This window comes from Paenibacillus sp. VT-400, from assembly GCF_001029205.1.
GTDB lineage: Bacteria > Bacillota > Bacilli > Paenibacillales > Paenibacillaceae > Paenibacillus > Paenibacillus amylolyticus.
This window is the reverse complement of sequence record NZ_LELF01000067.1, coordinates 2088799-2101909: the sequence shown is the minus strand read 5'-3', so window position 1 is coordinate 2101909 and position 13111 is coordinate 2088799. Positions and strand designations below refer to the sequence as shown.

Below are 13111 nucleotides of genomic sequence, written 5' to 3'. Positions count from 1 at the left end.
CGGGCACTACGATTACAGGACAACCTTCCGATCGCTCGGGATAACGTATGCTTTCGATGTAACTTTCTTTCAGAAAGCTTTTAGACGAATGCTCCGTTTCTTCAGGTTATTTCTGTTCTCTATAACTTTTTATTAGCATAGGGTCTAAAATCCTCTGTAACCGCAAGTTTTTTGCTTCCCCTCAGGTAAAAGCTGTCATCCGCTCTCCAGGTATGACTCTTTTTGTTCTGTCTGCGGTGATAGACATAATTGTAAGGAGAGGTCGCGTACGCTTTGAATCCTCTTTTCCTGCATTGTCTCAGGAAGGTCACATCTTCCCCTATTGAACGGTCCGTGAAGCGGACTTTTTTCAAGATCTCTCTTTTGAATAAAATAGTGCCCCCTTGAACAAATTCAACCGGTTTATTTTTTTCAGCAGGAGATCTGACCAACAATGTCTTGGATGCGCCCAAATAGACCAGGCACGAATGTTTACCCACAATATCACTTTTGGTCCGTCTAAGTTCTCTCACCTGCTCTGTTAAATAATACGGCGAATAGTAGTCATCATCATCAAATTTGGCAATTAACGAAAAGCGTGCCCTTGTCATGCCAGCGTTCAGGCTTTGTCCTAGGGAAATACTCTCCGGAACTTGATATACATGAACATTGGCAAGATTCCGAACCCGGCTTTGGTATAATGCCAGATTCATACTGTCATGATTCAGGACAATGATCAGCTCTTTGCTTTTATAACGCTGCCGATTGTAATTTTGCAGGATGTTATCAAAAAATTGCGGCCGATTGGTACATACAACAATGGAAACACCATGACCCGTTTTGTGTTTAGTCAAGACATACCCTCTTTTCAGCTCATTTTTCTCTCATCATATGTGCCGAAATAGAGTCTGGTATGGACCAATAGCTAGCATCCAAAACACCAAAAACCCTCTGCCCCAAATAACAGGACAAAGGGTTTTGTAATCTATTGTTTTAAGCCTTTTCTATGCTTCGCTACCATTATTCAAGTACACTGCCTTGCCTGTGCGAGCTGATTCATAGAGTGCTTCCAGGATTTGAGATACAACGAGTGCTTGTTTCGGTGTGACCACCGGCTCCTGATCGTTCTCAATCGCTTCAATCCACTTTCTCATCTCAACATCCGGTGCGCTCTCGCTCTTACCATCGTAGAAAGCTACCCCGCCTGCACTCAGTTCAATCTCATTGGTGTATAGACGGCTGAATTTCTCACCATTGATGCGCAGTCCGTTCTTCATGTCCGCACCCGCTTCGCTACCGCTCAAGCTACATTTCGCCTCATCCACATCCAGTGAGTTCAGTGCCCAACTGGATTCCAGCATGATCGTTGCCCCATTCTCCATCACAATCATGCCAAAGGCCGAGTCTTCTACGGAGAATTGTTTTGGGTCCCACAGGCCCCAGGCATTGGCCGCATTTTCACGTTGCGAAAGCTCATGATAGGTCGTACCCAGCACAACTTTTGGTTGATAGTTATCCATCATCCAGAGCGTCAGATCAAGTGCGTGCGTACCAATGTCAATCAATGGGCCGCCACCTTGTTTCTCCTCATCCAGGAAAACACCCCAGGTTGGTACTGCTCTACGTCTAATCGCATGTGCTTTGGCAAAATAAATATTACCCAGGTCACCTGCTTCGCACACCTTCTTCAAATACTGACTGTCTTCTCTGAAACGGTTGTTGTATCCGATAGTCAGTTTTTTGCCGGTACGTTCTGCCGCTTCCAGCATGAGCTGTGCTTCAGCAGATGTCTTCGCCATTGGCTTTTCACACATGACATGTTTCCCCGCTTCCAGGGCAGCAATAGAAATCTCGGCATGAGAAATATTCGGCGTAAGTACATGCACAATGTCCAAAGACTCATCCTTAAGCAATTCCTGATAATCCGTGTAGACTTCGGCTTCAGTAGTGCCATATTTCTGTTTGGCTTCATCCGCACGTTCCTGAACGATATCACAGAAAGCCACCAGTTCAACATTATCCAGTTTACTCAGACTCGGCAGATGTTTACCATTCGCGATTCCACCACAGCCAATAATTCCGATACGATATACTTTACTCATATATATATTCACCCTCACTTAAGTATTGGTTGTTTCATTTTACGAAAAGCCGACGGGGTCATCCCCAGACGTTTGCGAAATACAGCATGCAAATAGTTGGCATTATTGAATCCTGAAGCAAGTGCGATCTGTTCAATGGATACGTTACTTTCCTCCAGATTGCGGCACACGGCGCGCAGACGAATATCCTCCAGTACACGGCTGAACGGCATCTCCGGCTGTACTTGGTAGAAGATTCGTTGCAATTGTCTGCTGCTAATATGAAGTTTCTCAGCTACATGCTCCAGCGTGACCACTGAAGGGTGATTCGCCTCCATATACTGTAGTGCATACTCATAGCGATATACCGACATATCCCGCACAGGGGCTTCCGGTCGATTCCCCCCGGTGTCGTATGCTCGCACGGTTTTGAGTAATATGCTGATAACCAGTTGCTTGATCGACGTATAATAACCTAACAATTTTAGATCACATGCCTCGTAGGCTTCCAAAAAACAATGCATTGCACGATGATAATCATTCACCGGAGTAAGCGGAAGCGTTCTTAGCTTTTCCAGCGTTTCCTCGGATTCTGCTGCTTCCCAGGGATCGACATGTTCTCTTGGCTTGTGAACGATATCCACATGAAGACATAGTTCATCCATGTCCTCTTTGGCATCAGCCTCCTGATAATGAACGACACCCGGTCCAGTCAAATAAAGCATACCTTCCGAGAGCGCATGTGTCTGATCATCGAGAATAACTTTGCCTTTACCTCTTGGGATAAAATGAAACTCAAACTCTGCATGATTATGGAAATCCACAACTCGGCCCGCTGGAAAAGAAGTCAGATGAAATCGCATCACGCGAATCTCATAATGTCCCCAAACCATTAGAATATCCAGTCTCTCCAGGAGATCCTGCCGTTCAAGCATTTTCTCATAAGGATACAGGCTCAAGATTGCACACCTCCTTAATAAAACCTAACCCTTCAACTCATCGAGAGCAACTCTGCGCCCTTCTTTGGCAGAGAGATTCGCTGCTTCCATCAAACGGGTCAACTCCATAGCGATCTGCACGTTTTCAGTTGCATCCGTATCATTCTGTATATGTGCAACCCATTGATTGAATGCGCTTTCTCTTTGGTCTGCCAAAGGAAGTTCAGTCCACTCTTGATACTGTCCCTGTGCTGCTTTCGTGCAAATCAATAACTTTTCTTCGGGTGTTCCGTACAGAATTGTACCTTCCGTACCATGAACCTCAATCGTAAACGGAGAATGGCTGTTCACAAAACCGGCTTCAACAACACCGACTGCTCCAGAATCCGTAAACAAGGTTGCAACTGCATTATCTTCCACTTCTTTGCCTGTAATATATCCAAAGTTCGCATTAACCGCTGTTACTTCCTGACCCAGAAACAGTTTGGCGAGATACATTGGATGGCAACCCAGATCAATCAGCGCACCGCCCTGACAGTCCTTCAGATCATAGAAGTGTTCAGGTAACCAGTTGGAAATCGCTCCATCATGCGATAAACGCGCTCTTACATAAGTTATTTTACCAAGTAATCCTTGGTTAAGCACATCCTGTATCGTTAGCGTATATCCTGCATTCAGACGCGGTAAGGAGACTGCCATCTTGACCTTGTTTGCCTTTACCTCATTGAGGATTCTGTTGGATTCCGCCTGTGTCGACGCAATAACCTTCTCCGTGAAGATGTGTTTACCTGCTTTTGCAGCAGCGGTGATCACTTCTTCATGAATGCGGGTTGGCGCATCTACAATAACGGCATCGATGTCATCCTTGGCCAGCATATCTTCGAGTGAAGCATAGAATGGTACGTTTAAGCGTTCAGCCGCTTCCTGCCCCCGCTTGGCATCTTCATCCCAAACGGCGGCGATGACTGTATCCTCATGTTCCTGTGCCTGCTTGATGTAATCCCATGCATGAACATGCCACAAGCTAATTTTTCCAATTCGAATAGTCACTGTTGTCTTACCTCCATACTATATAATATTCTGACATTTATCTATAAGTTATCACAGACTTAATCTATTTTTAATAGAAACTCGCGACAATAAATGTATAAAATCACGACATGAATGTTATTAGATATTTTCACAGCATAACGCTTTGGTTTGGGTGCATATAACGGAGCACACAACAAAAACCTCCTGTCCACGCTACCGTGACCAGGAGGTTTCTATAATTATGATATTCAAAAATCAACTCACCGTAACGTATACCCTTGTGTAACAATCTTGTACCCCGATACCGTCTGGCTTTGACCCTGCAACGTGTCTTTAACCCGTTCCAGCACATCGCTCTCATAAACGGAGGCACATTCAACTCCAGGCTGAACGTTCAACTCAACGGGTTCGGAGTTTAGATTATACCAGCGAGCAATCAAATCTCCAGTTTCCTCTGCGATCTTCAGTGTGGAGAATGCCAGTGTCGAACCTTGCGAATTCCACGCCAACCATTGCTTCGACAGAGGTAGTTCCACCTTCTGCCCATCAACTCCAGCATGACCTTCTTGCTCAAATGTATATGCAAGTGTCCCTAGCTGTACAGTCGTCCACGGAATCGGATACACATATGCGGATGCACATGCACCTGACTGTGCGGCATCGCCCGCAAATGGAATGATTGCATATTCCACGCTCTGAGGTCCCAGACATTGGGCTTCCGGTGTTTCAAACACACCCCAGTCACCCAGTTCCGAAGAGGAACGCAGTAGCGTAACCGCAATCGTGCTGCCTTCTTCATGCTGTAAAATCTCGTATTCATTCAGCCCTTTGTTTGCAATCATCAAGCCATGATCACCGTCGGTCACATGTACAAACGCTTGCTGATGCTGTGCATTACTTGGATTCACCCATTCCTTTGCCGGTGTATTGGAACGTTTGGCAATTTCAAAGATGGAATCTGCATAATGCTCCTCTGTCACCAGTCCGGATGGAAATAATGCACGCAGTCGATGATCCTTGGCCTGATTGTTAAAGTCAGATTTTACCTTGACCATATTACTGCCTGCTTCCAATGTATACGTTGTCGTAATCACCAGGGGAACAGTGTTCTCGACTCGCTGTGCCTTCCGTTCTGTAAAAGGAACCATTTGGCGCTTCTCCAGCTCGAACAGTTCATCTGCTCCAGCAGGAATATCCCAGCGTAATACACTTTCCATAACTGCCCGGTACGGAGACTGCTCCACAATCCGCAGGTCTGCCTTCAGATGCTCCGTGGTCAGCGTTGTCTCTCCCTCGGGTTGACGGTAGACATATTCATTGCCGATATCACCGGTATTCTCATATGAATTCAATCCCCTGTATACAGCACCGGAGACCTTATCTTCAATTGTTGCCGTACCATTCTCTTCAACCGTCACCCGTAATTGACCGTTCTCCATCATCATTCCCTGCACCTGGATGAGTTCACTCGTATCGGGCACTTCAACAATCTCAACAATCTCTGCTTGTTTCTCTACTGGAATGAGAGCATACGTCTTATAACCTAGAGAAGGTACATCCACCGCTTGGAAAGTCACTCTTACTTTACGAGCCATATAAGGCTGTCGGAAGCGATCCTTCGGAAGTTCATAGCCAAAATGCGCACCCAGATCCTTGATTTCTGCCGAATACGTGCGTCCATCTGAATCGACCAGCTGATACACTGGCAGTGCATCCTCTTCCAACTTTTGCGCAAGGGCTTGAGGGTGAGGACCTTCCGGAAAAAATGCTTTGTCCACAATCAGATCCATCTCAATGATTCCATTTCGATTCCATCCACTCGTGTTAAACACAGTGAACAGCACTGCTTCCTCTCCCCAAGCCTCAGCAGATTGCACACGAATGGACTCAGCAATCGCCTGCGCGCTCTGGGAAACCAATTTCTCTGCAAGCTGTCTGCTCTTGGCAAAGCGGGTCACCATCTCACGGTGAACCTCATCCACACTGCATCCGCAGATGCTATCATGTGGGTGGTTCTGCATCAGCATCTTCCATGCATGTGACAACAGATGGTGCGGATAATCCTTTACCCCAGCTATATGGGCCATGGCGGCGAGTGGTTCGGCTACTTTTTCAAGCAACATCTGCCCCTGCTGATTCAACTGTTTCAGATAAACCCTGGCAGATGCCGTATTCACCAGTGTTCCCCAACCATCCGTATGCTGACTGCGAAGCTCGCCCTCAATGGTCGCCAGATGCTCAGGCACTTCCTTCGTAACCGCCTCAATGTAATCGTCAAAATTGGAGTGGATAAATTCTACATCAGGATACAACGCAGCCGCCGTACGTAAAGCCTCGGGCAGATCCGTCTGGATCGGCTGATGATCACAACCATTCATGAACAACAGATGTGGAGTCGAGGCAAACTTCTCGGCATCCGCCAGATTTTTATCCCAATAGGCTCGGGCTTTCTCCGAATCAACCGGAACTTCCATCCCATTGCAGTACCAATTCGCGAACAAAATACCGAGCACTTCCGAACCATCCGGCGAACGCCAGTTCATCTCCGAATAGGGAGATTCATAACTGTCTGCATCAACCACAGCATTATTGAATCCCGTAGGCTTCACCCCACGCCCGAAGATCGCGTTATGAATATCCGCCTGTTGAAGAATCTGCGGTGCCTGTCCCATATTTCCGAAGGAGTCTGGGAAGTATCCCGTCTTGGATATCACACCTAAAGGTCGAGCATCACGATGACCGATGAGCAGATTACGCAAGTTGGCCTCGCTGCTGGTCAGAAACTCATCCTGTAACACATACCATGGACCAAAATGGATGCGTCCTTCGCGGATATAACGGTCGAGCCTCTCCTGTTGTTCGGGCCGAACCTGCAAATAATCTTCACGAATAATCGTCTGCCCATCCAGATGGAAATAACGATATTCCGGGTCCTGATCAAGCGTGTCCAGCAGTTTATCCATCAGCTCAATGAGCAATACGTGATGGTGTTCATAAGGCATATACCATTCGCGGTCCCAATGGGTATGCGAGATGAGATGTGCCGTCTTTTTGGTTGTCATGTAGCGTACCTCCTGTCATTAACCTTTGGTTGCCCCGCCCATGCTGAAGCCCTTGGACATGTAACGCTGGGAGAAAATATATAGCACAACCGAAGGCATTGTATAAAGTAGTGAAAATGCAGCCAATCTGCCGTATTCAACCATACCGTGGCTGCCAAAGAACTGATAAATCGTGACTGATGCCGGGAGTTTCTCCGGTGTCTGGAGCAGGATGTATGGCACGAAGAAGTTGCCCCAACTTCCCGAAAAGGTAAATATCGCTATTGTTGCAATACCCGGCAACATCAATGGCGCCACGATTCGTCTCAAACTACTCCACACAGACGCTCCGTCAATCCATGCCGATTCTTCCAAATCGATTGGTACTGAATCCATGAAGTTTTTCATCATCCAGATGCCGTAAGGAAGTGAGGATGCAGTCAGGAAAAGCATCGTGGCAATGATGCTATTTTGCATTTTGAAGAACAGAAACATCTGAAATACCGGAACCATCACGGCAGTAATCGGAAGAGCTGTCATGAACAGAATCGATAACAAGAAGCTTTTTTTGAATCTCATTTCATAACGGGATAATGGATAAGCAGCAAGAACCGATACCAGAACAACCAATATCGCTTGCCCTCCCGACAGAATCAGGCCTACACCGAATGAACGAAGATTGCTCGAATCCCCGAGTACATCCTTGAAATTTTGAATGGTCCAGGTACTGGGCATTTTGATACCCTGTTGCGCGTTCGGGTCAAATGAAGCCAGAATGATCCAGAGCAGCGGCAATAAAAAACAGAGCCCTAGAAAAACTAGAATCCCGTACTGGATTTTGCGTTGAAGCCCATGTTTGACCATAGGGATCGAACCTCCTTCATGGTTACACTTTCACTTTCATGGATCGCATGTAGAACAGGCTGGCGATAATACCGATGAACAACAGAACCAGAGATATGGCTGTGCCGTATCCAAATTGATAGTTCACAAAGGCCTGGTTATACATGAAGATCGGCAAGGTTTGTGTTGAAGTACCCGGGCCACCACCGGTCATCGTATAGATCAGCGTGAACACGCCCAGTGTCTGTAGGGTAACCAACATCATGTTGGTCACGATGGACCCTTTTACCATTGGAATCGTAATGTGTCTGACAATCTGGAACCCGGTGGCACTGTCAATAATCGCAGCTTCTTCAACTTCCTTCGGGATATCATCCAGTGCCGACTGATAGACCATCATCGAAAAGGCTGTGCCGTGCCAGATATTCGCGATAATGACACTCACCATAGGGAAACTGAACAACCAGGAGACTGGATTCGCTCCAAACCAGCCGAGGATCTGATTCAATGAACCATTGTCACTGAAAAAGGCGACCATACAGAATGCCACGACAATCTCGGGTGTCACCCAACCGGCAATGACGATGATGCCGATGACCCGGCGGAACGTCACATTTTTCTCCTTCATTAGAAGGGCCAGAATGAATCCAAGCAATACCTGACCAATCACTGCGGAGAAGATGAGAAAGACCAGCGTGCGCCAGACACTAATCCGGAAGTCCGGATCATGGAACATATTAATGAAATTCTGGAATCCGACAAACTCCAAACTCTTGGCTGCCGCCCCAGTCAGAGCCATATTCGTAAAGGCAAAACAGATCGTCAGAATGATGGGAACAATGAAAAACACAAGTAATAACAGTACGGAAGGCATGAGAAACAGAAATGAACCTGGTGCTTTCCTTTTCATAAGTCACTCTCCATTCGAACCGGAAAAAGGGGAGATTGTGCCTCCCCCTCCGAATATATCGATATCCTTATTTCTCTTCGATGCTGTCCGCGCCAAGGGAACGGGATACGTTGTCCTTCAATTGTGTAACTCCCTCTTCCGGCGTCAGCTTGCCAGAGGCAATACTCTCAACAATGCTTTGCAATTGTGCGGATACCGCTGCATATTGATCGTTCGCTGGACGGAAGTGAGCCACATTCAAGAGTTCCTGTGCTTCTTTGGTATATGGACGATCCGTATAACCTTCAACTTCCGTGGAATCATTACGTGGGCTGAGGCTGCCTTCCGCTACTACGCGTGCAGTCGCATTTTCCTTATTCATCAGAAACTCGATAAATTTCCAAGCCTCTTCCTTGTTTTTCGCCTGTGCAGGAACAGACCAAGCCCATCCTCCAGACATCGTAGTTGCTCCAGGTTCTTCCCCATTTTGTGTTGGGAATGGTGCAAAGCCTATTTTCTCTTCAACGTTGGCGATTGGAGCAGCACCGTTCTCGGCCCATGTCGAACCTGCCCAGCTACCATCTACAGCCATCGCCAATTTGTCTTGCGGGAACTGTTGCTGGAATGCAATACTGCCAGCTTGTCCATTCAGGGCAACCTGCATGGTTGGACCTGTTTTATCCGTGTTAAAAACTTGATCTATGAATTTGAAGGAATCCAGTAGCCCCGGGCTGTTCACGACCCATTTCTTGCTGGTGTCGTTATACAGCGTGTCCGCCGTACCATAGAGCAACATTTCCAGTGTTTGCATGGTGACACCTTCACCGTTTGCTTTGCCCACGATCATATTAAGTGGTGTCACACCCGGCAGTTTTTGCTTGATGGTACGTGCTGCTTCGAGTACTTCTGCCCAGCTTGCAGGTTTGAATGGAACTTCAAGTCCTGCCTTTTCAAACAGTTCCTTGTTATACCAGATTCCGCGTGTATCCGAGGTAGCCGGAACGCCGTACACCTTGCCGTCTTCGCCAGTAACCCCTGCCTTCAGGTTGTCGATGATGTGTTCTTCCCAATCGGACCATCCCTGAACCTGTGTATCCAGCGGCTCCAGATATCCCGCAGCAGCATCGGATTTGATGATGGATGTATCTTCGGCAATGACATCCGGTGCCGTATCCGGGGATTTCATTTGCAGAACCATTTTGGACGTATAGTCACCCTCGCTTGCCAGTACAGGCGCAATGTTGATTTTGATATCCGGATTTTCTTTCTCAAATTGATCCACCAAACCTGATTGGAAAAACTTCGTAAGTGTATCTTCAGATCCTGAAGAACGGAACGATACAGTTACTTCCTTCTTGCCGTCACTGGTTGTGCCTGTGCTTGAGCTTCCGCCCGAACAGGCTGTAGTAAGAATGAGCAAGGATGTCATAACTGCTGCTACCGGCATTTTCAATGATATTTTTCTCATGATTCGCTCTCCTCTTGTCGGAATTCAACGAACTCCGAACGTTATGATGTACTCGCAGGTTCTCTCTTGCTTTCCTATCTATTTCTGTACGCGGAATCCGCAATAATCCATAATTAGCTCACTAAAAAGCATGTTGGACCATGAAAACCACGGACGTGTATATTCATGTGGATTGTTAGCCGAAAAGCCTTCATGGGTCAGTCCAGTATCCGCATCTGTCTTATGGATGAGCTGGAGCAATCGTAGTTTTTCATTGCGATCCTCTGTAGTCAGCCCCTGCATCGATAAAGCGATATGCCAGATGTACCCTTCCGGTGTATGCGGACTACCGATTCCTGCTGCTGCTGCTCCCTCATAAAAATACGGGTTGTGCGTGGATAAAATGAAACGGCGTGTATTCTGATACACCTCGTCCTTCTCCTCGACATATCCGAGATAAGGTAAAGACAGCAGACTCGGCACATTGGCATCATCCATCAGATTGTGATTGCCTTTCCCATCCGTTTCGTAGGCATATATGGTTCCATATTCCGGATGTTCAACGGTGCCATAATCCTGAATACCTTTGTTGATCTGTTCCTCCAACTGCTGAGCAGTCGCTGCCAGCGTTTCATCCTCGAACACGGCTTTAGCAATTTCCTGTAGATATCGAAGCGCCACAACAGCGAACATATTGGATGGAATCAGATAACCATATTCACAACGATCGTCGCTGGGACGGAATCCCGACCAAGTCATGCCTGTGTAAACTGTTTCAGTACCTCGTCCCTCTCGGGTGAGCGTATCGGTTTCGGGAGCATCCAGACGTTGGAACGTGTAGGGTGATTTCGTCTCATGATGCTGTTCCACTTGCCATAACTGCATGATGATCTGGGCTGCTTTACGGAACGTATCATTGAATTGAGTTGTTCTTCCTGTGTTCTTCCACAAGAGATAACTGAGCTGAATCGGATAAGCCAATGAGTCGATCTCATACTTCCGTTCCCAGATCCAATCATTCATTTGCGTCAGGTCTTCCTGATGTCCTTTCCCACTCTCCGTCTCATTAAAAGCGTTTGCATAAGGGTCCAGGAGAATATAATTCAGTTGACGTTCAACCAGTCCAGCGATCATGTCGGCAATATCTTCATCCTCTGAAGCGAGAAGCAGATAAGGTCTGACCTGAGCGGCAGAATCACGTAACCACATGGCAGGGATATCTCCCGTAATCACAAAAGTTGTTCCATCTTCTTTGCGCTGAATTGTGGTTGCCATCGTATTGGTAAAACAATTTTTAAACATTTGGTTGAGTTCCGGATAATCTGGCATACGTTTGTTAACCCGATCAATCATGTCGTATATCGAGGGGGAAATTTCTTGATCATCTCTGAGTGTCAGCATGTTGTCCTCCTTATGTAATCCAGTTTGTTAACCGCTTTCATCATCCTAAAACGAATATAATGTTATGTCAATATATTTATTTGTATATTAGCATGTTATTTTAATTTGACGGCACCAAATAATATACCATTTAAAGCAATTCTCCCCATTTTATACGCACCAAAAAGAGGCCTCGTTTACACGAAGCCCCTGATTGAACACAATGAATATTAAGTTGTTATAATTAACCCTTTTGTTTCACCATACTCGTTGACTTCCCCTTCACCAATCGGGCAGGTAAAACAACTCTGTTCACTGTCATTTCGTTGTTCTGCATACTTTGAAGCACCATCTCGAATGCCTGTTTTCCCATATCAAACTGGCTTTGTCTCATATGGGTTACACGGCTTCCTTCGGCAGCGTTTGGACTGTCAAAGCAAATGATGGACATATCTTCCGGGATTCTCAGACCAAGCCGATCCGCTGCCTGTTCTGCAAGTAAAGCAATATGATACTCCGCAGCAAAGAGTGCAGTAATCTGGGGATATTTCTGTAAATGTTCCACCAGTGTCTCCACATCACGGACCTCGACTTGAGGATCAAACACACTTGGCAGTGTCGAAAGAAAAGATTCTAACCACAGTTCCCTGTTCACCAGAACTCCTTGATCATTGTGAGCCTCAATAATGCCTTCAATTCGTTCTTCAATGGGTGTAGTGTTCGCCGGAGGCTGCGTCAGAAAAGCGATGTGTCGGTGACCGAGATCGAACAAATAATTCATCCCTTCTCGCGCCGCGCCTACATTATCCGTACTGACAGATGAAGCCGGAATTCCTTTCAAGTACCGGTCAATCAGGACAAACGGGAATTTATTAACGACCAGTTTTAAAATCTCATCGCTGAAATATTCACCCTGTGCCGGGAAAATAATCAATCCATCCACACCCAGTTCCAGCAGTTCCTGAATACTCTGTTCCTCCTGCTCGGGAATCCCGAAGGAACGTCTAAGTACGAGAAAACAATCATGCTCTCGCGAAGCTTCTTCCATGCCATATAACAGTTCTGTACCATACATGTCACTGAAGTTAGTGATGACCAGACCAATGAGCAGCTTCTTTTCTGGATCTTTGATCGCAGCACGCGGAGCAGGTCTGTTAGGTCTTTCTTGTAACACATCTGCTGTGTCGGCTACAAAAGAACCCCGTCCCGGTTGACGAACAATTAATTGTTCACTCGCCAGCATCTCAAGTGCTTTTTTAGTTGTAATCCGGCTAACTCCGAATTCATCACATAATTCCTTCTCCGAAGGAACACGCTCACCCACTTGATATTGATGAAGCTGTATCCGTTCACGCAAGGATTCAAAGATCTGTTCATACATCGGCTTGGATGCCGAGTCTTTCCCCAATACAAGCACCTCCATAAATACCCATACTTCTCATGTTCTACATCCTAATATATCATGTTATATCATTAATGTG

The 13111-nt window shown here is 46.4% G+C and carries 10 protein-coding genes; all 10 read right to left on the bottom strand.

Translation table 11 applies throughout. The features are described 5' to 3' along the window. Positions 1 to 119: 119 nt before the first annotated feature. Positions 120 to 833 carry a glycosyltransferase gene (locus EL84_RS19995; RefSeq protein ID WP_047842830.1) on the bottom strand — a complete coding sequence of 238 codons (714 nt, stop codon included), beginning with the start codon at positions 831 to 833 and terminating at the stop codon, positions 120 to 122. A gap of 150 nt (positions 834 to 983) precedes the next feature. Next, a complete protein-coding gene (locus EL84_RS19990; protein WP_047842829.1) occupies positions 984 to 2081 on the bottom strand; it encodes a Gfo/Idh/MocA family protein in 1098 nt (365 codons plus the stop codon). Positions 2082 to 2095: 14 nt separating this feature from the next. Then, on the bottom strand, positions 2096 to 3019 hold the full coding sequence (locus tag EL84_RS19985) for a helix-turn-helix domain-containing protein (protein ID WP_235431556.1): 924 nt from the start codon (positions 3017 to 3019) through the stop codon (positions 2096 to 2098). A 24-nt stretch (positions 3020 to 3043) separates the two neighbouring features. Beyond that, the gene (locus EL84_RS19980; RefSeq protein WP_047842827.1) at positions 3044 to 4048 is read right to left on the bottom strand and encodes a Gfo/Idh/MocA family protein; all 1005 of its coding nucleotides are present in this window, start codon (positions 4046 to 4048) and stop codon (positions 3044 to 3046) included. A gap of 242 nt (positions 4049 to 4290) precedes the next feature. Beyond that, positions 4291 to 7092 (bottom strand): alpha-mannosidase, encoded by a 2802-nt coding sequence (locus tag EL84_RS19975; protein WP_047842826.1) that lies wholly within the window; start codon positions 7090 to 7092, stop codon positions 4291 to 4293. Positions 7093 to 7110: 18 nt separating this feature from the next. Further along, a complete protein-coding gene (locus EL84_RS19970; RefSeq protein WP_036608291.1) occupies positions 7111 to 7935 on the bottom strand; it encodes a carbohydrate ABC transporter permease in 825 nt (274 codons plus the stop codon). Between the two features lie 22 nt (positions 7936 to 7957). Next, positions 7958 to 8824 carry a carbohydrate ABC transporter permease gene (locus EL84_RS19965; protein ID WP_036608294.1) on the bottom strand — a complete coding sequence of 289 codons (867 nt, stop codon included), beginning with the start codon at positions 8822 to 8824 and terminating at the stop codon, positions 7958 to 7960. Positions 8825 to 8891: 67 nt separating this feature from the next. Continuing rightward, on the bottom strand, positions 8892 to 10271 hold the full coding sequence (locus EL84_RS19960; protein ID WP_047842825.1) for an extracellular solute-binding protein: 1380 nt from the start codon (positions 10269 to 10271) through the stop codon (positions 8892 to 8894). 78 nt (positions 10272 to 10349) lie between these two features. Next, a complete protein-coding gene (locus EL84_RS19955) occupies positions 10350 to 11651 on the bottom strand; it encodes a glycoside hydrolase family 125 protein (protein WP_047842824.1) in 1302 nt (433 codons plus the stop codon). A gap of 223 nt (positions 11652 to 11874) precedes the next feature. Then, the gene (locus EL84_RS19950) at positions 11875 to 13047 is read right to left on the bottom strand and encodes a GntR family transcriptional regulator (protein WP_321163460.1); all 1173 of its coding nucleotides are present in this window, start codon (positions 13045 to 13047) and stop codon (positions 11875 to 11877) included. Positions 13048 to 13111: the final 64 nt, after the last annotated feature.